The following is a 22,499-nucleotide window of genomic DNA, read 5'->3' as shown; positions in this document are numbered from 1 at the left end:
GGCCGCGGCGAAGGCGGTGATCGAGAAGGTCAGGCCCGCCACGCTGACGGATACCGCGGAAGAGGACGTGCGAGTGTCCTGATTCCGAAGTTCTGCGGACTTCGTTATCCGGCCACCAGCCATTGTTTTCAGTAGCCTGGTTGTCCGCGAAGTTCGTTGGAGTTCAGGCGATGTCGCACTCGCAATCCTGCGCCCCGGCGGTGTGTCGCGCCGCCAGGGGCGAGCAGGCCTCCATACGCATGTTGCGCGCGATGATGGCAGAGCCGGAGGTCTGGTTCAGGAAGGGGATGGCGATGTTGCTACCGGCCTGGCGCAGCTCGAAGTTCGGCGCGTCAAAGGCATGGCGGTTGTGATGGAAACAGGCGCCGACCTCGTTCCCGAGCCGCACCCCAAAGCGGTCCTGCGCAGCATTCACCCCGGTCGCCTGGGCGAAGTGCCCGCCATAGTAGCGGATGGAGGTGTTCCAGGCCGTCGCCGTCGCGCACCAGATGTCGAGCCCGATGCGGTTGTTGACGATCCGCCCCAGCGTGAAGGTGCTGTCCTCCACACCGCGGCCATCACCCAGCGTGCGCATGCCGATCGTGAAACCTTCCGCGCGGCGCAGCTCGATCTGGTCCGCATCCACGTGGCGGACGGTGATGCCGATATCGGCCTCGGAGGACCAGTCCGACAGCGCCTGTCGGATCACGTTCAGTCCGGTATAGAGCTTTCCGGCATTGCGGATGATGCCGCCAACCTGTCATCGGTCATCGGGGTGGTCCCCAGGTCAGAGTTGCGTGTCGCAACCCAACCCTGCGCAGAATTACCACGATGACCGCCGACCGGCCCGCAGCCGCCAAGACGCTTGGCAGTCAGGGCGGCGGGCCGGTCCGCGGCCTGCTACACCTTATCCGGGAACGCGACCCCGGCCCCTGCCGGCCCGCACCCCTATCCGGCCACCCAGCGACAATATCCTGGATGGTGGCCGGGTGGGGGTGGGCCGGTGCCGTTTTCGTGCGAGCGGAAAACGCTTTACTGCTTATGTGGGAAAAGGAAATGAGCTTGCAGCGGATTGACTGGATCGTATGCTCGCGCAGTTGGGGCGTTCCCCAGTCGCTTATCGTGGCGACCTTGAGCGGATCGAGCCTGCTGGGCCGCGCGCAGCTGCGCTTTTCGGGATCGGGGATCGGCATCGAGGTGATCAATCGACGCGCGGACGAGGCGGACGTCGCGATCGATATCGCTGGCGACGCTGTGATGGGCCCGCGCAGCCTCTTCGTCGCCCTGGATGGTCGGCTCTACGAGGTCCCGGACGTTTTCAGGGTAGTTGCGCCGGTCGGGACCTCCTATTCCGGATCCGCATCGCATGGCATCGGCAGCCACCTGTTGTGAACCGGGCCGTTTGGTCCTTCTGGTCCAAGCCCTATCGCGCCTACTACCATCGCGCCTGGCATTCGGAGCTGACGCACCTTCTTTCCTGGGCGCTTTCGGTCGCCGAGGCGGCGAACCACTACCCGATTACCTGCCTGCATACCGACAGCACCGGTGCCGAGCTGCTGGTCGACCGGCTGAAACTGCCCTTCCGACGCGTCGAGCTGACACTCGATCTCCTCGACGCGGAGGATGACCTGGAATGGTGGGTGCTCGGCAAACTCAGCACCTACGCCACGCAAACCGAACCATTCGTCCACCTCGACAGCGACGTGATCCTTTGGAAACCTCTCCCGCCGCATCTCACGCAGACTGCCATATTCGCGCAGAATCCGGAACGCTTCAGCTTTGAGGAGCAATCGCTATACCGGATCGATGCCTTCATGCGCGGCATCGTCCAGGGTGACGGATGGGTGCCTCCGCAATGGGCCGAGTATGCGGCGCGGCAGGTCAACCGGGCGATATGCTGCGGCATCCTGGGCGGCAACGACACGGCCCTGCTCGCCCGCTACGCCGCGCTGGCGATGGAGGTGGTCCGCCATCCCCGGAACCGCCCGATATTCCCGTCACTTGGGGTGCGGGACAACATCCTCGTCGAGCAGTATTTCCTGGCGGCCTTCCTCGACTGGCATGCCCGCCACGCGCCGGGAGGCGCCGCGGCGAGTGTCGGCTTCCTGTTCCCTTCATCGAACGACGCCTTCGACCCACGGGAGGCCGAGCGGGTCGGCTATACCCACCTGATCGGCGATACCAAGGCCAATCCTGATGTCGCGGCGCGCCTCGCCGCCCGCGTCCGTCGCCACCATCCGCGGCTGTACGAAGCGTGCATGGCCGCGGCAGGCGGATGAGGCCGGCTCAGGTCGGCCGGTCGCCGAACAGCTTCCTCTGGATCTCGAGCCGCACCGCTTCCATCATCCGCGTCGACTCCTCCTTCAGCGTCGGACAGATCACCAGCTCGATCGGCTGATTCGCCTGCCGCGCCTCGAGAAATCGCCGGAACTCGGCAACGGCGCGGTCGAGCATCTCACTGCATCGGTCGAGTTCGCGGGTGAGTTCGTCCGACATGAAGATGCGCCGGGACTGCAGGAAAGAGCGAAATTCCTCCGCGAGCTGGCGCGCCTTCGAATAGTTCGCCCAATCGAGCATGTTGTGCAGCTTCGCTTCCCGCCCCTTCTGCTCGTCCCTCGGGAAGTTTCTGATCTCACCTTTCTCCCACGCCAGCAATCGCGTGGTTTCCAGATACTCGTTGAGCTCGCCATCGTTCATGCCGATCGTGTTCGCGTATGGTCGCTGGGGGTCGCTGGCGGCAATCATCGTGCTCAGCGCCGCCGCCATCTTGCTCCATACTTCCGGCAGTACGGTGAATTCCTGATCATGGAGCTTGGAGATCCGGCTCCGCAGTATGTCGAGGTCCAGCTTGAGGCGTTCGATTTGCTTGTTGTGACCAAGCTTGAGCTCCTCAAGCTCTTGTTTGAAATGATGCTCTACCCACGACTTACCGAGGAACTTCACCGCCGCCCAAGCAACTGTCAGCGCCGCCGCGGCGCTGACGCCGATCTGTGCAAGGAGCGTCGTCAACATGCAGACCCCACAGCCACGGAACGGCATCAGCGTAGCATCACATGCCGCCACGAAGCACCCGGAACGGTGGTTGCCGACGCCCACCGCCAAGGACGCCCGGCTTCCTTGGGGAATGGCCATGAAGTCCCGCACATCTGGTTCGGCGCCGTCCATCAGGCCGGCGAGTTTGGGCACCCGGGTCCGCCGCCAACTGCACCATGTCCGGGGACGCGAACTAACGGAACGTGGTTGACACCCGGTGGGAAAGCAACCCTGCGAGCGCACCCTCGCTTGGCTTCGCTCGGCATCAGAGCGAATGGTCGAGTGCGCGAAGAACGCCGCGCTGCCCCGCTGACGTCAACCGCCGGGCTCCGGCTGGTAGCACCCGGATCATCGGGTGCTGAACCGGAGCCCGATGATGACCAGACTCCCCGACACCCAGCGCATCATTCTCAGCCAGGCCAGCCAGCGCGACGATCAGCTGGCGATCCCGCCCGAGCGTCTTCCCGCAGCGGCGCGGCAGACCGTTGCGAAGTCGCTGATTAAGCAGGCCCTCGTGAGCGACGAGCACGCCAGCGCCCACAGCGCGCGAGACCTCTGGCAGACTGACGGCCGCACCTGGCTGCTGCGCATCACGGAGGCGGGGCTGCGTGCTATCGGCGTTGAGCCGAGCGAGGGTGCGGCCGGACCGCTGGATGACGCGACCGGTACTCGCGGTGGCAACCAACCGAACGACGACGAGGCGCAGGAGCCGGCGGCGTCGTCCGATAGCGGCCCGCAGCCCGACGCCGCCCTCCACCCCGCGGCGAGCCTGGGAGAGTCACAGGCGGCGTTTCCGGCTCCGCTGCCCTGTGCGGTAGCGACGATGCCGCTGCGGCGCTTCAGCCGCCGTCTGTGAGCCGGCACGGCGGCAACGGCCGCGCGGCTGCCCTGCGCATGGCTGCGGCGGGCGTTCTAACCGTCTGGGACGCGCCCGCGCGCGAGGGGCTGGATAATGCCATAACCGCCCTGCGCGCAGCGCTCACGACCCCACCCGCTCGTCCAGCCCGTGAGCCGGGTGCATCGCGCCAGCCCCGCACCGGCACGAAGCAGGAGACGGTACTGGCCCTGCTGCGGCGGGACGAAGGTGCGACCATCGCCCAGATCATCCACGCGACCGGTTGGCAGCAGCACACGGTTCGCGGCTTCCTTGCCGGCCTCAAGCGCCACGGCGTCACCATCGAGGTCCTGGAGCGCGTCCACCAGGTCGGGCCGAACAAGCAGGGTGCCAAGGGTTCCTACTCGATCTACCGGATCGCCGCCGCGATCGCACCGGCGGAGGCCGACTGATGCGCCTCGGTGCACAGGCGCCCCGCCTCGCGGTTGGGCTCACCCGGGTCTCGACCGCCGAGCAGGGGCAGAGCGGGCTGGGCCTCGAGGCCCACCAGGCGAGCATCCGGACCTTCATCGCCGCGCAGGGCTGGACGCTGGTGGTGGAGTATTCCGACCTCGCCTCGGGCAAGGACGATCGGCGGCCGGGGTTCCAGGCGGCGCTGGCCCGATGCCGACAGCTGGATGCCGCGTTGGTGGCAGCGCGGCTGGATCGGATCACCCGCCGCGCCCACACCCTGTCCCAGTTGCTGGAGGATGGCGTCTCAATCCGCGCCGCCGATATGCCCGGCGTAGACGACCTCATGCTTCGGATCTACGCGGCGATGGCGCAGAAGGAACGCGAACTGATCAGCGCACGGACCAAGGCTGCACTGACGGCCGCCAAGGCGCGCGGGAAGGTCCTGGGCGGAGATAGGGGCTATCGGCCGGTGTCAGGGCCTGACGCCTCGGCTGCCGCCGCCGCACGCCAGGGGGCCGCCGAGCGGGCGGCACTTCGGGACACGCCGAGATCGCTCGCGCGCTGACCGCCCAAGGTATTCCGACACCGCGAGGCACCGCGACTTGGACCCACACCACCGTCTCGTGCCTCATGCGTCGCATGAAGTCGATGCCCACCTAGGGCTCAATGCCTCGCCGCGATCGGGTCACCCGGCGTCCACAAAGGGGACGAACCTCACCGGCAAGGTCCGGCGTGTTCGCACCACGCCATCCATCGCCTTTTCCACGAGCATGAGATGTTGGGTCGCGAAGGGATTGCCAATCGGGATCACCATCCGCCCGCCCGGCCGGAGCTGTTGCAGCAACGGCAACGGAATCGATCCTGCAGCAGCCGTTGCGATGATGCCGTCGAAGGGCGCGGCACTCGGCACGCCGAAATATCCATTGCCTAGATGCACCAGCACGTTCCCGAAACCGTGCTCACGAAGCCGGCTCCGCGCAGCATCGGCCAGGGCCGCCAGGATTTCTATGCTGTGCACCGTGCGCACAAGCCCGGATAGGACCGCTGCCTGGTAACCCGATCCGGTCCCGATCTCGAGGATGACCTGGTCAGGCGCCGTGCGCAGCATGTCGGTCATCAGCGCAACGATGAACGGCTGCGAGATTGTCTGGCCAAAGCCAATGGGAAGCGGGCGGTCGTCATAGGCGTTCGACCTAAGCGATGCCGGGACGAATACATGACGCGGCACCCGCCGCATGACGTCGAGCACGCGAGGGTCGATCTTGTCGCGTCCGAGTGCGCTTGCTGCGGCGGAGGTATACTGCGCGATGGTAGTGACCATCGCTTCTCGGGCTTCAGCGTCTGTCGCGGCAATCGCGTCCCTGGCCAGTAAACCCAGGCCAGCCAGCAATCCGCGCCTGCCGCTGCGGCGGCAGGCCCAGTCCACGCACCCGGGCGCGTTCCGGGAATAGGCCTTGGCCCCTTGCATATCCGCATGCCTGCGCTTCGCGCTCGCCGACTGTCAATCGCGATAGCGACGTGCCGCTATATCGAGCCAGATACCTCGCGGCGGGACAGTCTGGACTCACACCACCGTGGCGCGGGTGCTGGGGCGCGCAGCGGCAGCGTAACTCGCCGTCCGGTGGCAGGACGGATCCAGGTCGCCGCCATCTGATCGCCGCCCCAACCTTCCGGGGCAGGATGCCGCTCCAGCGGGTCTGGCAGGTCGCGAAGCCAGAGTGGCCGCTCGTCGGACGGCGCAACACGCAACCGCGGCAAAGTGCCGCGCGGCGCTGACCTATACGGCCCCGGTGGTGGCCGGAACTCTCCACCGCCGACCTGCCCCTCTTGAGCAGGCATTGGCCCGACGGGCGTGGGTGCGATCGAACAGGCGACCATCGTCCAGATCATCCCGGTGGAGCAGATGCCGAGTGCGACCAGGCGTTGCATCCGCTTTCCTCCTCCGCCTCGCGTCTTCGAATGGCTTTCTACCATGGCGCCCTGTTCACCACCGACCAACGGTCGTTGCTCGGTGTTGAACAGATGCGATCGAGTGCAGGGGCAGGCGGCGTCGCGTCAGGCGATCTCCGTCGGCCTGTAACGCTCCAGCCACTCCTCCGTTCCTCAACGCCGCCGTTCTGTCTCAGGGGTGATGACGCCGGACACGCTGGTCTCCGCCCCGCTGCTGTCACGCCAGCCCTTCCACCCCGTAAATGATGTTACACCCATCCTGCATCTGGCCGACGTGGCAAACATTCTCGCCGTGCATCCGAGCTTGCCGGTGCATTCGGTGCGCGAGTTGATCGACTATGGCAAGGCGAACCCGGGCAAGTTGTCATTTGGCTCGCCTGGTATAGGCCCGGCTGTGCACATCTCGGGCGAGATGTTCGCCGCGAGGTTTGAGCAGCGCTTGGCGGCGGCCATCTAGACCTTGTCCAAGCCGGCGCCGCGCAAGGCGACGCGTCCAGCATAATGCCGCCTGGGGCATCCCGGTGAGGCGCAGCGGCAATCGCGCTGCGCACTCCCCTGAGAAGGTTGGACTCCGTTTCCCACTACTGCTGGGTGGAGATGAGCGGGGTGCTGCGGAGTAGAGACCGTTCGAATCCGAGCGCGCTCCCTCCGCCAACTTTGCAAGTCGTATTCGCTGTGCTCCGCCGGCTCATCACCGTGGCGCAGGGCCTAGCGATTTACTAAGCGATGCGCTGGACACCGCACGCTCCGGCCTTCTCGGCTGCGCGGGCTATCGGGCCGACGAGGCATTTCCCGCCACCACCCGCCCATCCTCCATCTCGACAACCCGATCGAAGAGATCCATCGATCGTGGATCATGCGTCACCACTGCAATCGCGGCCAGGCGCTGCCGCGCGATCGCCAGGAGAAGTTCCATCACCTGTCGCCCACGCCGGCTGTCGAGCGCCGCGGTGGGTTCATCCGCCAGCAGCAGAATCGGATCGTTCGCGAGCGCGCGCGCCACGGCGACGCGCTGCTGCTCGCCCCCGGACAGGCGCGCCGGATGGTTGCCGGCGCGATGCGCCATGTCGAGCACGGCGAGCAGCCCCATCGCCCGCCGTTCCGCGGCCGCGCGCGGTACGCCGTCGATCACCATGGCAAGGGCGACATTCTCCACGGCGGTCAGGAAGGGCACCAGGTTTGGCTTCTGGAAGACGAAGCCGATATGGCGCCGGCGAAAGTCGCGCAGCGCGGCGTCGTCGACAATCGTCGCGGCGGCCGTGCCGGCGAAGCGCACGCTGCCGCTGGTGATCGTCTCCAGCAGCCCCGCCGCCATCAACAGCGTGGTCTTGCCGCAGCCGGAGGGCCCGAAGATGCCGATCATCTCCCCCGCCACCAGGTCGAGCGTCACATCCGCCAGTGCATCGACCATTGCTCCGTCGCCGCCGCGATAGCGTACCCCGACATCGCGCAGCGACAGCACGGGCCTGCCGCGCCGCGGTGTCATGCCAGCACTTCCTTCGCGCGCACCCGCATCGCGCGGGCGATGCCGATCCAGCTGCCGAGCCCACAGGCGAGCAGCAAGCCACCGAAGATCAGCGCGAGATCCTCCGGCAGCAGCACGACGCGGCGTGGGAAATGCGGGAACAGCAGCATCGAAAGCGCCAGCGCCAGGCCATAGGCGAGCAGCCCGATCAGCACCGCCTGCTCAAGGATCATGGACAGGATGAAGCCGTCGCGCGCGCCGATCAGCTTGAGCATGGCGATCTCGTGCAACTTCTCGACGGTACTGTTGTAAATGGTCATGGCGATGACCACGCCGGTCACCGTCAGCAGCAGGACGGTGAAGAACAGGATCTGCAGGCGCAACCGCCACAGCCTGCCATCGACCAGGACCGATCGCTGGTCATCGCGGCTGAGGACCGCGACGTCGCCCCAGGCGGCGATGCTTCGCGCAACGTCCCCGCTCATGCCGGGCAGGGTGGTGACGATGACGGCGGCGATGCGGCTCGGGCGGTCCGCGCTGACGCCGAGGCCTTGCGCGCGGTCGAGCAGCACGGTCTCCGACGTCCGGCTGTCGGCGATGTCCATCGCGTCGGGGATTGTCACGAAAAGCTGGCCGTCGCCCGACATGTCCACCTGGCCGCTGGTGATGCCCACCACGCGATAGAGGTCGCGTCCGAGCCGCACCTCGCGCCCCAGCGCGAGGCCGAGGCTCGCATCGGCGATGGCCTCGCCCCGCGCGGCCTGCAACAGCCGGCCTTCGACCAGGCTGAGCCAAGCGCCCTGGTCCTTGGGGAAGTCGAGGCCCGTCACGGCGATGCGCCGGCGCTGGCCGTCGATGTCGAATTGCAGGTTGTTCTGCACGAACCGGCGCACGCCGGTCGTGCCGGCGACGCCTTCGACGCGGCGGTCGAGGGTGGCCGACACCACGGATCCCTCCGCGAAGGGTCCGGCGCGCCCACCCTGCACGACCCAGAGATCGGCGCCGATCTCCTCGATCGTCGACAGCGCGTCGTGCAGCACGCCGCGATAAAGCCCCAGCATCCCCATGCTGCCGGTCAGCAGGAAGCCGACGCCGGCGGCGGCCAGGACGAAGCGCATCATGTTCGCGGTGATGTCCCGCCAGGCGAGGTAGTTCACGGCATCACCGGCCTGACGGGCATGAAGGCATAGAGATCGTGCGGCCGGCGCAGCACCACCTCGCCTGCCCGCAGCCCCTCGGGGACCTCGATCCGGCCATCGGCCGCGGCTCCCAGTTGCACGGGCCGCCAGCGCGCGCGGTGCCCGCCCTCCGCCACCCACAGGCCGGCCCGGCCGCCGCGCGGTGCCAGCACGTCCTGCGGTACCGTGATGACGGCGGGCGCCGTGCCCGTTGCCAGCGTGACCATGGCGCGCTGGCCGATCGCCCAATGCGGCGGCGGTTCGTCCGGCGTCACCTCCACGGTGAATTCGCGCGTCGTGGTGTCCACGCTGCGGCCGAGACGCAGCACAGCCCCACGGAAGACGCGCCCCGGATAGGAGACGTAGCGCAGCTCCGCCCTCTGTCCGGGGGCGACCTGCGCCATGACGGATTCGTCGAACCGTGCCGCAAGCACCAGGCTCGCCGGGTCGACAAGCCGCAGGATGGGCGATCCGGCGGCGACGACGTCGCCGACGCTGTGCAGCCGGTCGGTGATGATGCCGGCCACCGGCGCGGCGATGGCGGTGTCGCCCAGCCGCACGCCGGTGCCGCGCGCTCCGGCCTCGGCGGCGCTGAGCTGGTCGCGGGCGCGCATCACCGCGCTGCCGCTGCGTTCGGCATTGGCCGCGGCCTGGTCGAGCGTCGACCGCGCCGCGTCGAACTCCGCGCGGGTCGCGAAGCCGCGGGGCAGCAGTTCATTCTTGCGGCGGAAATCCGCCTCGGCGCGCAGCAGCGCGGCCTCGGCGGCGTCGCGATCGGCCTCCGCCTCGGTCACGGCGCGGCGCGCGGCCGCGGTCTGCGCCCCCGCCTGGGCGAGAAGGTGCCCCGCATCGCCGGTATCGAGCCTCACCAGCAGCGCGCCGGCGGCGACGCGGTCGCCCTCCTCTACGGGCAGTTCGGCGATGCGGCCCTGGATGCGCGCCCCGACATCCACCTTCACCAGCGCGTCGAGCAGGGCCGGGCCGGTGACGGTGCGCGTGAAGGGCGCGGCGCGGATCTCGATCGCCTCGGCCCGTGCCGGCACGGCGTACCGCCATCCAAGCACAGCGACGGCGCAGGCGGCAGCGAGCAGGAGCCAACGCCGCCCACTCCGGCGGCGGGGCGGCGGGGGCGGCGGGTCGGCCTGCGAAAGTCCGGACAATGGGCCCTGACGGATGGCGGGACCGTCATCCATGCGGCGTGTCTCCTTCCGTCAAGCCGTCCGGGCGGGGCTGTCCCCGCCCGGACGGTGCGTCACCAACCGCGCTGCACGCTGCGCGAACGCGTCACCGTGCCGCCGCGGGGCCCCGTGGCGGTGCCCTGCGACGACCATTGACCCGGCGCAGCCCGCGAGACGGTGCGGTTGCGCGTGGCGGTCTGGCCTTGCGGCCCGGTGACCGAGCCTGACCGGGAGCAACTGCCGTCAGCGCAGCTGGCCGAGCCGGAGCGCGTCATGGTCTGCCCCTGGGGGCCGGTGACGGTGCTCTGCGCCTCCCAGGCGAAGGCGGCCGGGGCGAAGGCGGCGCTGCCGAGCGCCGCGGCGGTGACGAGGAACTTGCGCATTGGTGGGGTCTCCGTGCTGGGTGAGGAGTGGGCAGTTCAACGCTGCAGGCCGCTGAGTGCCTGGCGGCAATTGGGCGAGAGCCGCTCGCCGTTCTGCCGAAGGCAGGCGACGATGCGGCCGCCGCCGCGCTCGACATTCGAGCAGTAGGTGCGAATGTCGGGCATGCACGCCTGGGCGGCTTGGCGCTGAGACGGTGACATGCCGCCTTGGGCCGCCGCCGGCGTCGCCGCGAGCAGCGGCAGGGCGGCGAGTACGAGCAATTGAAGCCGGTCGATCAACGTCAGGGTCATCAAGGCATCTCCTTGCGAAAGGGGCGGGCGGATCATCCGCGCCGCATGGCCTCGGCGGCGGGGGCCGCGATGGCCGCGCCGCCGTCGGGGTGGCTCGACGGCACGGCGTGGGGTCCCCAGCCGGCTTCGCGGTAGTAGGTGGCCGTGCGCGCGACGACGGCGTCGGCCAGGTCGCGGACGTCGCGGCCGGGGCCGCGCCCGCGGATCTCCGCGACCCCGACGCCGGCGGCGCCAACAAGGGCCATGGCGCTCTGCGCGCCCAGCCCGACGCCGAGCGGCATGACGAGGCCGGGCCGGTAGCCGCTATGCGCCGAACCCTGGAAGGCAAGCAGGTCCCGCGGCGCGGCACCCGCGTGCAACCGGGCTGTGACCTCGATGCGCGATTGGCCGAGGCCGAAGCCGAGGGCGATGCGCTCGAACCGGCTGCCCTCCTCGACGCGGCGCAGGGCGAGCGACAGGCGCGCCACATCGGGCGCGGCGCCATCGACGGTGGCGATCTCGGCGGGAATGCCGTGCTGCCGCAACCCCTGGACGATCGTCTCGGTCAGGCTGCTGGCCGTGCGGCTGGCGAGCGCCGGGTCAGCCCCTTCAGCGATGGCCTGCCCACCATCGGTCACCACCAGCAGCCGGGCCGGGGGCGGCCCCGCGGACGCGGCGGTGGCCTCGTCGCTGAGCCGCGCCCCCCCGCAACCGGCAAGCAGCGGCGCGACGAGCAGCAGGGCGATCTCGGGCCGCCGCGCCGCGGTCTTGTCGGAAAGAGCCTGAGACGCCGCTGTCATGCACCCGCATCCTCTCGGGCCGCCCCATGGCATCCCGGTATCTGCAGCCTGATACGGGGTGGTCCGGCGAAGTCGCCGCCGCCGGGGGCGAATTTTTTCCGCGACGACGGCGAGGATTCGTGCGGCGAGGCCCGTAGCATGGGCCTGATGCGATTCCCTACCCCATGCGCGCTGCGCTGACCGCCGCGGCCGCCGCGCCGGAGGACGCCTGCCTAATGGCGCGCATCGCCGCGGGCGACGAGACGGCCTTCCGCCATTTCGCGGACCGCCATGTCGGGCGGATGCTGCGGCTCGCCCAGTCGATCCTGGGCTCGGCGGCCGAGGCGGATGAGGTCGCGCAGGAAGCGCTGCTGCGCGTCTGGCGTCACGCCGCGCGCTGGGACGGTGCGCGCGGCCAACCAGGCACCTGGGTGCACACCATCGTCGCGCGTCTATGCGTGGACCGCTTGCGCCAACGCCGCCACGAGCCGATCGACGCGGCGAGCGAGGTGGCCGATCCGGCGCCGAGCGCGCTCGAAGCCCTGTCGTCGCGACGCGAGGTGCTGGCGCTGCGTGCCGCGTTGGCGTCCCTGCCGGAACGCCAACGCGTCGCGCTGACCCTTTTCTACCAGGAAGAACTGGCAGGCACCGAGGCAGCCGAGACGCTCGGCCTCAACCTGCGCGCTTTCTGGTCGTTGCTGGAACGGGCGCGCCGGGCGCTACGCGATCAGATGCAGCGCCATGCCGGCCCCGATGGGAGGATGTAAGGAATGACACCGATGAACCCCCGGGAATTCTCCCGCCTGCTCGACACCCATGGCGCCGACCCGGATCGCTGGCCCGAGGCGCTGCGCGAGGCGGCGCGGGCGCTATGCGAGATCTCGCCCACGGCACGCGGGCAATGGATGGCGGCGAAGCGGCTTGATGTGTTGCTCGCCGCCGGCAGGGCGCCGGTGCCGGATCCGGCGCGGCGGGCCCGTATCGTCGCCGGTGCGATGGCGCGGCTGCGCGTACGGGCGGAGCCATTTCTGGATTGGCGCTGGCTGTTCACCCGGCCGATCGGCGCGGCCTTCGCGGCGAGCCTGGTCGCCGGCTGGCTGGTCGGCATGGAACTAGGCGACGGCACGGCGCCGCATCAGATGCCCGCCGATCTCCGTCTCGAGGACCTGCTCCAATGATGCCGCGGCTCACGCCAGGCCGGCTTCGAGTGTTCCTTGCCGTGTCGATCGCGCTGAACCTGTTCCTTGTGGCGCTTGTGGGCGCGCAGCGATGGCGGGCGGTGCACGTGCAGCGCATTGCCATGCCGGCGGTCGGCTTGCTCGAGGGGCGGGGGATTCAGGACCCCGAGGGCACGTTGCAGCAGTTCGGCGCAGGGCTGTCGAGTGATGACGCAGCCATCCTTCGCGGCGCCGTCCGCGCAAGGCTGGGCGAGTTGCTGAACGCACGTCGTGGCTTTGTCGCGGCGGTGGAGCGCACGCGCGAGGAGATCGCCCGCGATCCCATCGATCCTGTCGCCCTGCGGGAGGCGATCGTGGAGGCGCGGCGGCAGCGTCAGCGCTTCGGACCGGTGCTGGAAAGCATCTTGCTGGACGCCGTGCCGCGGATGACGCCCGAAGGACGGCGCGCACTGTCGCGCATCCGTGGTGTCGGTGGCCCGTGAGCGCGACGGGCGGCAACCACGCGCGCCAGAAAGATGTGCCCTTTTGCCGTTTCCGAGGGGACCATCAGGCGATAGCATGGGCACTGGAATCGCGGCGCGGCTGAGCCAGCCGACGACGCGGTAGGCGACGGAGGCTACGACCGCCCAAGAGTGTCGTCGCCAAGATCCTGTTGCCGCTGCGTACAGCGCATACCAGTTGCCGTGGCCTGGTGACGGTTTGGATCCGGGCGTGAGCTGGCCCCCAACCGTTGGACAGTTTGGCGGTCTGGTTGAGCTCGGTCCTGGTTGTCCTCAGGCCGCCAATTTCATAGTCTCGCCCGCCCCGTAAGCCTCATTGGGCGTCTGCCCGCTGAGCGCTGAATGTGGCCAACTACCGCTGTAGTAGCCGATCCACGCCGCGAGCCCGGTCCGCAGCTCCGAGCCGGTCTCGAAGGCGTGCAAGTAGACGCATTCGTACTTCAGGCTGCGCCAGAGCCGCTCGATGAACACATTGTCCATCCACCGCCCGCGGCCATCCATCGAGATGCGTACGCCAAGCCGCCTGCAGCACGCCGGTGAACCGCGGAGAGGTGAACTGGCTGCCCTGATCCGTATTGAAGATCTCCGGCCGAGCGAACCGCGCCAATGCCTCCTCCAGCACCTCGAGGCAGAACTCCACATCCATGGTGTTCGACACTTGCCACGCCAGCACCTTGCGCGTCGCCCAGTCCATCACCGCCACCAGGTACAGGAAGCCACGTCGCATCGGTATGTAGGTGATGTCAGCGCACCAGACCTGGTTCGGCCGGTCCACCGCAAGATCCCGCAACAGGCAGGGCCACACCCGATGCTGGGGATGCGGCACCGTCGTGCGCGGCCGCTGCTAGATCGGTGCCAGCCCCATCCTGGCCATCAGCCGCCGAACCCGCTTGCGCCAGACACCGTACCCTTCACGGCGCAGATGACGCACCATCTGCCGCGAGCCGTACCACGGCGTCTCCAGAAACTGCGCGTCCACCAGCCGCATCCGCGTCAGGTTCAGCGCCGTCTCCCCCACGCGCCGGTGGTACATCCCGGAGCGGCTGATCGACGCCAACTCGCACTGCCGCACAATCGACAGCCGTGGATGCTCAGGCTCGACCATCTGCCGTCTCCGTTCGATGCTCATCGACCGGACGCCTTGGCCAAAAAAAGGACCCGTTCCACCAGCAACTGCCCGATCTTCGCGTGCAGCTTTTCGACATCCGCCTCGACCGCCTTTGCCGTCTCCACCGCCACGGACTTCGCCGAAAACACCGCTNGCCTTTGCCGTCTCCACCGCCACGGACTTCGCCGAAAACACCGCTGCCAGCCCTTCCGTGGCCTGGCGCTTCCATTCGCCGACCATCGTCTGGTGGATGCCGTGCTTCGCTGACAGCTGCGCCGCCGTCAGCTCACCACGCAGCGCCTCCAGCGCCACTTTCGCCTTGAATTCCGCCGAATACCGCGTCCGCTTGCCCGTCATCCGGGTCCGTCCTTCTCGTGGGCGGACCGAACTCAACTACCTGTCCGAATTTCAGGGACCAGCTCTGCCGCCGGCTTCACCGCATGCGCCTGGCCGTATGAACCACCGCCCGACCGGCCCAACGATCACAGACGCAAAGCCGACAGGCTGCCAAGTTCATCGTCAGTTCGAATGGTCCGGCAGCAACGGCAGCGGCGCGTTGGGGCTGTCGAGAAACTCCACTGTTGTATAGTCGAGCGTCGTCGTTCCGATGCTCTGCACCGAATGCAGCAGGTATTCCCCGGGACCGAACTCGAAATGCCGCGTCAGGCCTCGCTGGATCTCCGAATCGGCGAGACGCCCGTCCTCGAAGAAGTTGCGGGCGCGCCCGTCCGCGAGCGCGGTCCAGAAGTAGTTCAGCACGTGGCGGTGAAACGGAAACCGGACACCGGGCGGAATGTGCAGGTGCCAAACGCGGACCCTGGCAGTGTCCGATAGGAGCTTGGTACCAACGCATCCGTTCCACGCGCGCGCCTCGATCTCGTCCTGTAGGTCTTTTGGCCAATGGGCCCTGCGTTCGTCAGCCATAGGGGACCTCCTTTCGATCCGCCACGCCTAATGCGTGCCGTAGAGAAAACCATTCATTTATTGGTTCAGTTCTGGCCCAAAAATTTGCCGGCCACATCACGGTTAATATGCGCAAAAATGGAAGTCCCACCATCATCATTTCCCGGACTCGGGACCTTTTACGTTTGGTTCAAATTGACGCCGCCATTCGATCGCCGCCTATCTAGCGTCCACGAAACGACGGAGCGCAGCGTGATCCTCTACGGCGGCGACTACGAGCACACGCTTGAGATCCGTTCCGTGCGCCACGGCCTCGCCCTCGACTACCGAACCCTCGATCGGCCGGAGCTCTTTGCCCGTGTCCTGCATCGCCAGCCCTTCGCGGCCTGCGAGTTCTCCCTCTCGAACTACATCATGATGCGTGATCGTGGTGCTGACTGGCTGACCGCCGTTCCCGTCTTTCCCGCCCGCGCCTTCCGCCACGGCACTATGCTGGTCCGGCGTGACGAACCGATCTCCTGCGTCGCCGACCTGTCCGGACGGCGCGTCGGCATCGCCGACTACAGCATGACGGCCGGCGTATGGGCGCGCGGCATCATGGCCGAGGATCTTGGCCTGCACTGGTCGGCCCTGCGTTGGTTCGCCCCGGCCACGCCACGGTTCGATCCCCCGGTCAGCGCCCACGTCACACCAGTGGATCGCGACCTCGAGGACGCGCTGGCGGATGGGGAGATCGACGCGCTGCTCGCGCCGCGCAGTCGTGACCTCCTCCTGCCGCAGGCGGCACGGCGCTTCCGCCCCCTCCTGCCCGACTGGCAGGCCGCCGAGCGGCGCTGGTTCGAACGGACGGGCATCTATCCCATCAGCCACGTCGTGGTGCTGCACCAGGCCGAAGCAGAACGCCGGGCGACGCTGCCGGTCGCTGTCGTCGAGGCATACCAGCACGCCAAGCAGCGGGCGCGGCAGCGACGCCTCGCATCCACCTTCCTGCCATGGGGCGAGGCGACGTGGCGCGACACCATGGCGATGTTCGGCGAAGACCCGATGCCCTACGGGCTCTGCGTCGCAAACCGCGCCGTCATCGACCGCCTGCAGGACTATCTCATGGAGCAGGAATTGACGACGCGCCGCTGGACGTTCGACGAGCTGTTCCGGCCATGCTGACGCGCAGCCCCTCAGTCGGCGAGGTTGCTGCGCACGCCGAGCAGATGGTGCTGCATCGCCTGCATCGCTTCCTCAGGCCGGCGCCCGAGCAGCGCGTCGAGGATGGCCCGGTGATGCGCCACCGACCGGCGGCGCTTCTCGGGCGTGATCACCGCAACGCGCATGCTGCGCCAGCGTGTCGTCGCACGGGCCGCGTTGAAGGCCGCCGTCAGCGCTACGAGAACGTCGTTGCGCGTCGCCTCCGCAATGGCGAGGTGGAAGGCACCGTCCCACTGCACCCAAAGCTCGTCGCCGCTGACTTCCGCCGTGCGGCGCATGCAGTTGCCGATCCGCGCGAGATCGGCCTCGGTCGCCTTGGTCGCGGCAAGCGCCGCGATGGCCGGCTCCATCGTCAAGCGGCTCTCCAGGATCTCGTCGGGACTCGCCCGCATCAGCTTCCGGTCGATGCCGGGCATCGTCGCGGCACGACGTCGGCCAAGCACGGTGCCGATGCGCCTCTCCCGCCAGAGTTGCCCCGCGAGTTCGAGCTCGGTCAGCTGCTCGCGCAGGGCGCGCCGGCTGATGCCGAGCGCCTCGGCCAGCTCACGCTCGGGCGGGAGCCGATCGCCGTCATGCAGTCCGTTGCGCCGGATGAAGTCCACCACGTTGTTCACGCGCCACCGCCTCGGTCAGCTCTGCGCTCGCCGCCAGCGTCCACGACTCATGCCGTGGCGCCGCAGCCTGCCCTTCAGATCTCTCCCATTCACCACGTCAAGTCTAGGAGAACGCTCCGATGACCGTCTGCCGTCGCACGGCGCTGCTCGCGGCGCCCGCACTCATGCTAAGCGCAGGGGCTCATACCGAGGAGACCTTCCCCAGCCGCCCCATACGGATGATCGTGCCCTTTCCGCCGGGCGGCCCGCTCGACCGCATCGGGCGGCCTCTGGCGGAAGCGATGCGCACGATGCTTGGCCAGCCGATCGTCTTCGAGAACCGCGCGGGCGCAAACGGAATCATCGGGACCCAGGTCGTGGCCACTGCGGCGCCGGACGGCTACACGCTCCTGATCACGACCGGCTCCTTCGTCGGCAACATGCTCTTCAGCCCGGTGCCGCTGCCCTACGATCCGGCCCGCGACCTTCAGCCGGTGACGCTTGTGCAATACGGCTCTGGCCTCGTCCTGGTCGGCAGACCCAACCTTCCGGCAGCGAGCCTCGATCAGGTCGCGCAACTGGCCAGGCGGGAAACGGAGGCGCTCAGCATCGCCGTGTCCGGCGCCGGCAACATCACACAGCTGGCCGCGCGGCAGTTCGATCGCATGGTCGGCTCCCGTCTTCTCGAGGTGGTGCTTGCCACCGGCCCTGCCATCACCGAGGTGGTGGCTGGCCATGTGGACCTCGTCTTCGCTGGCGCCAGCTTGGTCGCCGATCTGGTGAAGGAGGGCCGCTTGCGCGCCTATGGCTATACCGGCAACCACCGTTCCGGGCTGCTGCCCGATGTGCCGCTGTTCACGGAACTGGGCTATCCCGATTGGAAGCTGTTCGGCATGACCGGAATCTGGACCCGCGCCGGCACGCCGGCGGATCGCATCGGGCGCGTCCAGCAATCCGTCGCCGCCGGGCTGCGTGTTCCGGACGTTGCGCGCATAGTGGCCGAGGGCGATAGCGAACCGTCCGGGAATACTCCGGCCGAATTCGCCGCCTATCTCCAGCGTGAGATCGCGATGCAGCGCAGCCTTGCGGGCATGGCGCCGTGAGCGCCGCGCTTCCGTCCGAGATTCCGATCCTGATCGCGGGCGGCGGAACGGTCGGGCTGACGCTGTCGCTCCTGTTGTCGCGTTTCGGCGTGCCATCGCTGCTGGTCGAGCGCCATCCCGGCACGGCCATGCTGCCCAAGGCGCGCAGCATCAACGCGCGCAGCATGGAAATCTTCCGGCAAATCGGCGTCGAGGAGGATATTCGCGCCAACAGTCCCGAGGGCTTCGCCGGCACGACGATCTGGGTGGAAAGTCTCGCCGGGAAGGAAATCGCGCGCCGCCATTCTTCCCGGGCGCAGGCGGCGAGCGCCGCGGCGTCGTCGGTGCGCGGCGCGCTCTGTTCGCAGGATCTGCTGGAGCCCGTGCTGCGGCGGCACGCGGAAGAGCAGCCCGCGGGCGCCCTGCGCTTCAATGTGGAGCTAGCCGATTTCTTCATCGATGCCGACGGCGTCACCGCGATGCTGCGCGATCGCGTCGACGGCACACCGCACATCGTCCGCGCCCGCTACCTGGTCGCCGCCGATGGCGCGCGCAGCCCGGTGCGGGAAAGGCTCGGGCTGAAGCGCACCGGCCGGCCCAACATCTATGATTCGGTGAACATCCACTGCCGCGCCGATCTCCGCGCGCTGGTCGTGCATCGGCCAGCCTCGCTTTACTATGTCGAGCAGCCCACCTTGCGTGGAACGTTCCTGACGATCGATGGCGGCACGCGCTGGGGTTTCCTGATCCACAGCCTGACGCAGTACGGCTTCACGCCGGAGACCCTGACACCGGATCGTTGCGTCGCGATGATACGCCAGGCGGCGGGACTGCCCGATCTGGCCGTCGAGGTGCTGGGGATCAGCTTCTGGCAAGCTTCCGCCATGGTCACCGAGCGCTTCCGCGTCGGCTCCGTCTTCCTGGCCGGCGATGCCGCCCATGAGACGACGCCGAGTGGCGGTTTCGGCATGAACATTGGCATTCAGGATGCGCAGAATCTGGCATGGAAACTCGCCGCCGTGCTGGGCGGGCAGGCCGCCCCCGCCCTTCTCGACAGCTATGAGGCCGAGCGACTGCCCGCTGCGCAGCTGACGGTGCAAGCGACGCTCGACAACATGCTCTCGCTGGGTCGGACGGAGAAGCAGGACAAGGCACAATTGCCGCGAGCGCAGTATCTGAACGAGCTCGGGCTGATTTTTGGCATTCTCTACGATTCTGCCGCCGTCGTGCCTGACGGAACGCCAGTTCCGCGGATCGACGATCCTGTCACCCAGTATGTCGCCTCCGCCCGGCCCGGCGCCCGGGCGCCGCATCTGAGCCTGGAGCGCGGTGGCAAGGAGGTTTCGACGATCGATCTCTTCGGCGGCGGCTTTGTCCTGCTCGCAGGCCCGCAGGGCGAGGCCTGGCGCGCGGCGGCGCAGGCTCAGCAAGGGATCGTGCCGCTGGCGCTGGTGCTCGGGCAGGACGTCCATGATCCGGGGGGCGGCTGGACGGAGGCCTATGGCGCAGACCCGGACGGCGCGGTGCTGGTGCGGCCGGACGGATATGTCGGCTGGCGTTGCCCGGCGCTTCCGAAGGCCCCGGCGGCAGCGCTGCGCCATGCGCTCGATCGCCTCCTAGGACGAGAAGCGTGATGGCGTTTCCCCTGCCGGAAGCGACGCCCGAATCACTCGGCCTGGATTCCTCCAAGCTGGATCGCGCCTGCGCACTCGTCGAAAAGGACATCGCCCAGGGCTTTCATCCCGGCGCGCAGCTTGCCGTCGCGCGGCATGGCAAGCTCGCGCTGCATCGCAGCTTCGGCTGCATGGAACGCGATCGTCAGCAAGCGGTCGAAGGCCAGACACTTTTCCTTCTCTATTCCAACACCAAGGTCATCACCGCCGCTGCGGTCTGGCTGCTGGTCGAGGACGGCCTGCTGTGCTTCGGCGACGCGATCGCGGACCACATCCCCGGCTTCGAGGCGCACGGCAAGGGCGATATCACGGTCATCGACCTTCTGAGCCATCAGGCAGGCTTCCCCAAGGCCGTCATTCCGATCGAATGTTGGGACGACGCAGCGCGTCTGCGCGAAGCCGCCTGCGGCATCGTCCCGGAATGGCCGCGGGGCACACGCACGGCCTAACATCCCAATGCCGCTTACGGCGTCGCACGTGTGCTGGTGGAGGCGCTGACCGGCAAGGATTTTCGCGATGTCGTCCGCGCCCGGCTGATCGAGCCGCTGGGGCTGGAGCTGGAACTGTTCATGAGCCTTCCGCCCTCTGAATGGCACCGGACCGCGCCCATGCATGCGCCCGATGCCGCGGGCGGATTGGCCGTCGCACCGGTCGAAGCCAGCGCGACCTTCCGTCAGGCAGGGTTTGCCGCGGGTGGGGCGCATGGCACGGCGCGCGCCATGGCGATGTTCTACCAGATGCTGGCGCGGGGCGGGTCGCTCGGCGCGACACGGCTGTTTGCGCCGCGCACCATGGACTTTGTGACGCGAGACTTCACCGGCGACCGCGTGGATGAGCAGATCGGCATCGCGATGCATCGCGGCCTTGGGCCCTTTTCGCGTGGGACCACGCTGGAGACGCGAGGTCTCGGCACGATAGGTCACTCACGGACTTTCGGGCACAGCGGCGTAGGGTCATCGCAGTGCTGGGCGGACCCGGTCTCGGGCGTGTCCTTCGCCTTCCTGAGCAATGCGCGACAGGGGAATGACTGGCACAACCGCCGCATGGACCGGATCAGCAACCTGATTCATGTTGCGATATTGCACTGACGAAGGCGGGGCTCAGGAGTTTCCCGAGGCAGCTTCCTTGAGGATCAGCTTCTCCAGGGTCAGATCCGAGACGGCCTCGCGCAGCCGTTCGTTCTCCTTCTCAAGGTCCTTGAGGCGCTTCACCTGATCGCCCTTCAGGCCGCCAGACTCCTTGCGCCAGCGGTAATACGTGAACGGCGTCACGCTGTTGGCGCGCACCGCTTCCGACACGGAACGCCCCTGCGAAACCAGAACATCCACTTGCCGCAGCTTCGCGACAATCTCCTCAGGCTTATGCTTCTTCTGCGACATTCAGCATCCTCCATCAGGCCAGAAGCCTACTTCAGGGAGGACCACTTTTCAGGGGGCAGACCAACGCTGCCATTCAGCAACAGGTGGAACAGCGCGAAGGAGGTGATGGCCGTCGCGCAGTTGGTGAACACCTCCATGTTGCGCCCCGGCTGCGCCGCATTGCCATGCTGGAGGTGGCGCCCGGACGTGATCAACGCGCCGGTGGCGATGGCGTTGCGCAGCCGCGCCTGTTCTGTGGCATCCGCGCGTGCGCCAAGCAACGCCATGTTGCCGGCGGCGACGAGGTGAGCGACGCGGCCGAACTCCTCCGCATCTTCCGGGCGGAAGACTGTACGACGCGCCACGGCCAGATCCATGCCTGGGTCGACGGTGCGGGCAGGCAGCGGCGCTTCGCCGACGCTAGCACCGGCCAAAACGGGCCTCTTGCGACGCCGATGCGCGAGCCGTCCATGGACAACCTTCCGCTCCGGCCGCAAGGAGCGCGACTTGGTGTAGCCTATTATGTGGTATTCGGAATGCCTATTCAGCTACTATATGTGGCAAGGTTCCCAAGCAGGCCGCCAGCGTCGTCGCATCCAGGACAGCCATGAAACGGTCCTGCGCTCGCCCCAGCACGCCCGCCAGCCGGCAGGTCGGCGAGAAGCAGCAGGCCCCGCCATCGGCGCGGAAGCACTCCACCAGCGCCTGGTCGGCCTCGAGCCGACGCACCACCTCGCCAATGCGGATCGCTTCCGGTGGGCGGGCCAGCACCACGCCACCGCCCGCGCCGCGCTGGGTTCGAACCAGCCCTGCCGCGGCCAGGTCCTGCACGATCTTCTGCACGTGGTTGCGCGGCACACCGATGCCAACGGCCAGTTCCTCGGTCGAGCGCCGGCGCTCCGGGGCCTCCCCCAGGGTCAGCAGGACGCGCAGCGCGAAGTCGGTGGAGGCGAGCAGGCGCATTACGGACCCCGGAATTGGAGATGAAAATACCTCTTTCCGCGCACCCTGTCACGCCCGCCGGTTCGTTCGCAGCAGCAGCAGCAGCAGCAGCAGCGTGGCGCCGTTCCGCCCCAGCAGGCCGAGAAAGGTCAGCCCCCAGGCGAGGAGCGTGAGGTGGATGAAGACGGCCGGCACCGCCGCCAGGAAGGCCAGGTCCAGCGCGCGCGACAATTGCAGCGTGCCGGTCATGTACATGCCGAGCGGGAAGACCATCCCCCATAGGGTCGGCTCGTAGCGCAGCGGTTCCCGTCGCACGAGGTAGCGCCAGAGCGTGAGCGCGATGAGGACGGGTATCCACTAGGTCGCCGCCGCCCAGAAGAACAGCGTGAATCCGCATAGGAAGGGCACGAAATCCGCCAGCAGCGGCCAGCTGGCGCTGCGCTGCGCTGCAGCAGG

Annotated in this window: 27 protein-coding genes and 3 pseudogenes; 14 read left to right on the top strand and 16 right to left on the bottom strand. The window is 68.1% G+C overall.

Going from position 1 to position 22,499, the window contains the following annotated elements; translation table 11 throughout:
• Positions 1-163: 163 nt before the first annotated feature.
• A complete protein-coding gene (locus IEY36_RS24325; RefSeq protein WP_188971791.1) occupies positions 164-688 on the bottom strand; it encodes a hypothetical protein in 525 nt (174 codons plus the stop codon).
• A 122-nt stretch (positions 689-810) separates the two neighbouring features.
• Between IEY36_RS24325 and IEY36_RS24320 the strand changes: the two genes are divergently transcribed.
• Positions 811-1,371: a hypothetical protein gene (locus IEY36_RS24320; RefSeq protein WP_188971789.1), complete on the top strand. Its 561-nt coding sequence runs from the start codon at positions 811-813 to the stop codon at positions 1,369-1,371.
• The gene (locus IEY36_RS24315) at positions 1,368-2,258 is read left to right on the top strand and encodes a DUF6734 family protein (protein ID WP_188971787.1); all 891 of its coding nucleotides are present in this window, start codon (positions 1,368-1,370) and stop codon (positions 2,256-2,258) included. The genes IEY36_RS24320 and IEY36_RS24315 overlap by 4 nt, the downstream gene beginning before the upstream one ends.
• A gap of 7 nt (positions 2,259-2,265) precedes the next feature.
• Here IEY36_RS24315 and IEY36_RS24310 read toward each other — a convergent pair whose 3' ends face one another.
• Positions 2,266-3,165, bottom strand: coding sequence for a hypothetical protein (locus tag IEY36_RS24310; protein ID WP_188971785.1), 900 nt, complete (start codon positions 3,163-3,165; stop codon positions 2,266-2,268).
• Between the two features lie 220 nt (positions 3,166-3,385).
• Here IEY36_RS24310 and IEY36_RS24305 point away from each other — a divergent pair, with 220 nt between their 5' ends.
• The 4 genes from IEY36_RS24305 to IEY36_RS31455 are packed head-to-tail and all read left to right on the top strand — an operon-like array spanning position 3,386 to position 4,960.
• A complete protein-coding gene (locus IEY36_RS24305) occupies positions 3,386-3,868 on the top strand; it encodes a hypothetical protein (RefSeq protein ID WP_188971783.1) in 483 nt (160 codons plus the stop codon).
• A gap of 38 nt (positions 3,869-3,906) precedes the next feature.
• Positions 3,907-4,299, top strand: coding sequence for a DUF3489 domain-containing protein (locus IEY36_RS24300; protein WP_188971781.1), 393 nt, complete (start codon positions 3,907-3,909; stop codon positions 4,297-4,299).
• Positions 4,299-4,865, top strand: coding sequence for a recombinase family protein (locus tag IEY36_RS24295; RefSeq protein ID WP_229681550.1), 567 nt, complete (start codon positions 4,299-4,301; stop codon positions 4,863-4,865). Before IEY36_RS24300 ends, IEY36_RS24295 begins: the two co-directional genes overlap by 1 nt.
• Positions 4,850-4,960: a hypothetical protein gene (locus tag IEY36_RS31455; RefSeq protein ID WP_373290349.1), complete on the top strand. Its 111-nt coding sequence runs from the start codon at positions 4,850-4,852 to the stop codon at positions 4,958-4,960. The genes IEY36_RS24295 and IEY36_RS31455 overlap by 16 nt, the downstream gene beginning before the upstream one ends.
• 25 nt (positions 4,961-4,985) lie before the next feature.
• Here IEY36_RS31455 and IEY36_RS24290 read toward each other — a convergent pair whose 3' ends face one another.
• Entirely contained in the window at positions 4,986-5,621 is a 636-nt protein-coding gene (locus tag IEY36_RS24290) for a protein-L-isoaspartate(D-aspartate) O-methyltransferase (RefSeq protein ID WP_188971779.1), read from the bottom strand.
• Between the two features lie 810 nt (positions 5,622-6,431).
• Between IEY36_RS24290 and IEY36_RS24285 the strand changes: the two genes are divergently transcribed.
• Entirely contained in the window at positions 6,432-6,707 is a 276-nt protein-coding gene (locus tag IEY36_RS24285; RefSeq protein ID WP_188971777.1) for a tripartite tricarboxylate transporter substrate-binding protein, read from the top strand.
• A 312-nt stretch (positions 6,708-7,019) separates the two neighbouring features.
• Here the strand turns inward: IEY36_RS24285 and IEY36_RS24280 are convergent, their stop codons facing one another.
• Genes IEY36_RS24280 through IEY36_RS24255 form a run of 6 tightly spaced genes read right to left on the bottom strand, consistent with a single transcriptional unit; the run spans position 7,020 to position 11,524 of the window.
• The gene (locus IEY36_RS24280) at positions 7,020-7,736 is read right to left on the bottom strand and encodes an ABC transporter ATP-binding protein (protein ID WP_188971775.1); all 717 of its coding nucleotides are present in this window, start codon (positions 7,734-7,736) and stop codon (positions 7,020-7,022) included.
• The gene (locus tag IEY36_RS24275; RefSeq protein WP_229681549.1) at positions 7,733-8,872 is read right to left on the bottom strand and encodes an ABC transporter permease; all 1,140 of its coding nucleotides are present in this window, start codon (positions 8,870-8,872) and stop codon (positions 7,733-7,735) included. Before IEY36_RS24275 ends, IEY36_RS24280 begins: the two co-directional genes overlap by 4 nt.
• Complete coding sequence (locus IEY36_RS24270) at positions 8,869-10,086, bottom strand: efflux RND transporter periplasmic adaptor subunit (RefSeq protein WP_188971773.1); 1,218 nt, start codon at positions 10,084-10,086, stop codon at positions 8,869-8,871. Before IEY36_RS24270 ends, IEY36_RS24275 begins: the two co-directional genes overlap by 4 nt.
• Positions 10,087-10,145: 59 nt before the next feature.
• Entirely contained in the window at positions 10,146-10,454 is a 309-nt protein-coding gene (locus IEY36_RS24265) for a hypothetical protein (protein ID WP_188971771.1), read from the bottom strand.
• 36 nt (positions 10,455-10,490) lie between these two features.
• Positions 10,491-10,745 carry a cysteine rich repeat-containing protein gene (locus IEY36_RS24260; RefSeq protein WP_188971769.1) on the bottom strand — a complete coding sequence of 85 codons (255 nt, stop codon included), beginning with the start codon at positions 10,743-10,745 and terminating at the stop codon, positions 10,491-10,493.
• A gap of 32 nt (positions 10,746-10,777) precedes the next feature.
• A complete protein-coding gene (locus tag IEY36_RS24255) occupies positions 10,778-11,524 on the bottom strand; it encodes a DUF4410 domain-containing protein (RefSeq protein ID WP_188971767.1) in 747 nt (248 codons plus the stop codon).
• Between the two features lie 164 nt (positions 11,525-11,688).
• Between IEY36_RS24255 and IEY36_RS24250 the strand changes: the two genes are divergently transcribed.
• From IEY36_RS24250 to IEY36_RS24240, 3 genes are read left to right on the top strand one after another with little or no spacing between them, the layout of a single operon-like run.
• Positions 11,689-12,270: a sigma-70 family RNA polymerase sigma factor gene (locus tag IEY36_RS24250; RefSeq protein WP_188971765.1), complete on the top strand. Its 582-nt coding sequence runs from the start codon at positions 11,689-11,691 to the stop codon at positions 12,268-12,270.
• A gap of 12 nt (positions 12,271-12,282) precedes the next feature.
• Positions 12,283-12,681 (top strand): hypothetical protein, encoded by a 399-nt coding sequence (locus IEY36_RS24245; RefSeq protein WP_188971763.1) that lies wholly within the window; start codon positions 12,283-12,285, stop codon positions 12,679-12,681.
• The gene (locus IEY36_RS24240) at positions 12,678-13,163 is read left to right on the top strand and encodes a periplasmic heavy metal sensor (protein WP_188971761.1); all 486 of its coding nucleotides are present in this window, start codon (positions 12,678-12,680) and stop codon (positions 13,161-13,163) included. The genes IEY36_RS24245 and IEY36_RS24240 overlap by 4 nt, the downstream gene beginning before the upstream one ends.
• Positions 13,164-13,454: 291 nt before the next feature.
• On the opposite strand, the pseudogene IEY36_RS24235 reads toward IEY36_RS24240, so the two are convergent.
• Positions 13,455-14,646 (bottom strand): annotated as a pseudogene (locus tag IEY36_RS24235) (IS3 family transposase).
• 162 nt (positions 14,647-14,808) lie between these two features.
• On the bottom strand, positions 14,809-15,213 hold the full coding sequence (locus IEY36_RS24230) for a cupin domain-containing protein (RefSeq protein WP_188971759.1): 405 nt from the start codon (positions 15,211-15,213) through the stop codon (positions 14,809-14,811).
• 231 nt (positions 15,214-15,444) lie between these two features.
• On the opposite strand from IEY36_RS24230, the gene IEY36_RS24225 reads away from it, so the two are divergent.
• Entirely contained in the window at positions 15,445-16,356 is a 912-nt protein-coding gene (locus IEY36_RS24225; protein WP_188971757.1) for a substrate-binding domain-containing protein, read from the top strand.
• An 11-nt stretch (positions 16,357-16,367) separates the two neighbouring features.
• Here the strand turns inward: IEY36_RS24225 and IEY36_RS24220 are convergent, their stop codons facing one another.
• A complete protein-coding gene (locus tag IEY36_RS24220) occupies positions 16,368-17,009 on the bottom strand; it encodes a FadR/GntR family transcriptional regulator (protein ID WP_188971755.1) in 642 nt (213 codons plus the stop codon).
• A gap of 119 nt (positions 17,010-17,128) precedes the next feature.
• On the opposite strand from IEY36_RS24220, the gene IEY36_RS24215 reads away from it, so the two are divergent.
• The 3 genes and pseudogenes from IEY36_RS24215 (at position 17,129) to IEY36_RS30805 (ending at position 20,831) form a co-directional block, all read left to right on the top strand.
• A complete protein-coding gene (locus IEY36_RS24215; protein ID WP_308423198.1) occupies positions 17,129-18,091 on the top strand; it encodes a Bug family tripartite tricarboxylate transporter substrate binding protein in 963 nt (320 codons plus the stop codon).
• Positions 18,088-19,704, top strand: coding sequence for an FAD-dependent monooxygenase (locus tag IEY36_RS24210; protein ID WP_188971752.1), 1,617 nt, complete (start codon positions 18,088-18,090; stop codon positions 19,702-19,704). Before IEY36_RS24215 ends, IEY36_RS24210 begins: the two co-directional genes overlap by 4 nt.
• Positions 19,704-20,831, top strand: a pseudogene (locus IEY36_RS30805) (serine hydrolase domain-containing protein). The gene IEY36_RS24210 and the pseudogene IEY36_RS30805 overlap by 1 nt, the downstream one beginning before the upstream one ends.
• Here IEY36_RS30805 and IEY36_RS24195 read toward each other — a convergent pair.
• The 4 genes and pseudogenes from IEY36_RS24195 to IEY36_RS24180 form a co-directional block, all read right to left on the bottom strand.
• A pseudogene (locus IEY36_RS24195) lies at positions 20,812-21,122 on the bottom strand (transposase); the annotation flags it as partial. The pseudogenes IEY36_RS30805 and IEY36_RS24195 sit on opposite strands and share 20 nt — an antisense overlap.
• 26 nt (positions 21,123-21,148) lie before the next feature.
• Positions 21,149-21,466, bottom strand: a complete 318-nt coding sequence (locus IEY36_RS24190; protein ID WP_229681548.1) for a hypothetical protein — start codon at positions 21,464-21,466, stop codon at positions 21,149-21,151.
• A gap of 175 nt (positions 21,467-21,641) precedes the next feature.
• Positions 21,642-22,064, bottom strand: a complete 423-nt coding sequence (locus tag IEY36_RS24185) for an RrF2 family transcriptional regulator (protein WP_188971746.1) — start codon at positions 22,062-22,064, stop codon at positions 21,642-21,644.
• A 48-nt stretch (positions 22,065-22,112) separates the two neighbouring features.
• Positions 22,113-22,385 carry an SLAC1 family transporter gene (locus IEY36_RS24180; protein ID WP_268238190.1) on the bottom strand — a complete coding sequence of 91 codons (273 nt, stop codon included), beginning with the start codon at positions 22,383-22,385 and terminating at the stop codon, positions 22,113-22,115.
• Positions 22,386-22,499: the final 114 nt, after the last annotated feature.

Source organism: Neoroseomonas lacus (assembly GCF_014644535.1).
Classification (GTDB): Bacteria; Pseudomonadota; Alphaproteobacteria; order Acetobacterales; family Acetobacteraceae; genus Neoroseomonas; species Neoroseomonas lacus.
This window is presented reverse-complemented; position numbering and strand designations above follow the sequence as displayed.

Excerpts from the sequence above, each read along its gene's own strand:
- IEY36_RS24240 (WP_188971761.1), top strand. The coding sequence starts at position 12,678 with ATGATGCCGCGGCTCACGCCAGGCCGGCTTCGAGTGTTCCTTGCCGTG.
- IEY36_RS24295 (WP_229681550.1), top strand. The coding sequence starts at position 4,299 with ATGCGCCTCGGTGCACAGGCGCCCCGCCTCGCGGTTGGGCTCACCCGG.
- IEY36_RS24305 (WP_188971783.1), top strand. The coding sequence starts at position 3,386 with ATGATGACCAGACTCCCCGACACCCAGCGCATCATTCTCAGCCAGGCC.
- IEY36_RS24260 (WP_188971769.1), bottom strand. The coding sequence starts at position 10,745 with ATGACCCTGACGTTGATCGACCGGCTTCAATTGCTCGTACTCGCCGCC.
- IEY36_RS24320 (WP_188971789.1), top strand. The coding sequence starts at position 811 with ATGACCGCCGACCGGCCCGCAGCCGCCAAGACGCTTGGCAGTCAGGGC.
- IEY36_RS24265 (WP_188971771.1), bottom strand. The coding sequence starts at position 10,454 with ATGCGCAAGTTCCTCGTCACCGCCGCGGCGCTCGGCAGCGCCGCCTTC.
- IEY36_RS24300 (WP_188971781.1), top strand. The coding sequence starts at position 3,907 with ATGGCTGCGGCGGGCGTTCTAACCGTCTGGGACGCGCCCGCGCGCGAG.
- IEY36_RS24255 (WP_188971767.1), bottom strand. The coding sequence starts at position 11,524 with ATGACAGCGGCGTCTCAGGCTCTTTCCGACAAGACCGCGGCGCGGCGG.
- IEY36_RS24215 (WP_308423198.1), top strand. The coding sequence starts at position 17,129 with ATGACCGTCTGCCGTCGCACGGCGCTGCTCGCGGCGCCCGCACTCATG.
- IEY36_RS24250 (WP_188971765.1), top strand. The coding sequence starts at position 11,689 with ATGCGCGCTGCGCTGACCGCCGCGGCCGCCGCGCCGGAGGACGCCTGC.
- IEY36_RS24280 (WP_188971775.1), bottom strand. The coding sequence starts at position 7,736 with ATGACACCGCGGCGCGGCAGGCCCGTGCTGTCGCTGCGCGATGTCGGG.
- IEY36_RS24270 (WP_188971773.1), bottom strand. The coding sequence starts at position 10,086 with ATGGATGACGGTCCCGCCATCCGTCAGGGCCCATTGTCCGGACTTTCG.
- IEY36_RS24285 (WP_188971777.1), top strand. The coding sequence starts at position 6,432 with ATGACGCCGGACACGCTGGTCTCCGCCCCGCTGCTGTCACGCCAGCCC.
- IEY36_RS24290 (WP_188971779.1), bottom strand. The coding sequence starts at position 5,621 with ATGGTCACTACCATCGCGCAGTATACCTCCGCCGCAGCAAGCGCACTC.
- IEY36_RS24185 (WP_188971746.1), bottom strand. The coding sequence starts at position 22,064 with ATGCGCCTGCTCGCCTCCACCGACTTCGCGCTGCGCGTCCTGCTGACC.
- IEY36_RS24230 (WP_188971759.1), bottom strand. The coding sequence starts at position 15,213 with ATGGCTGACGAACGCAGGGCCCATTGGCCAAAAGACCTACAGGACGAG.
- IEY36_RS24245 (WP_188971763.1), top strand. The coding sequence starts at position 12,283 with ATGAACCCCCGGGAATTCTCCCGCCTGCTCGACACCCATGGCGCCGAC.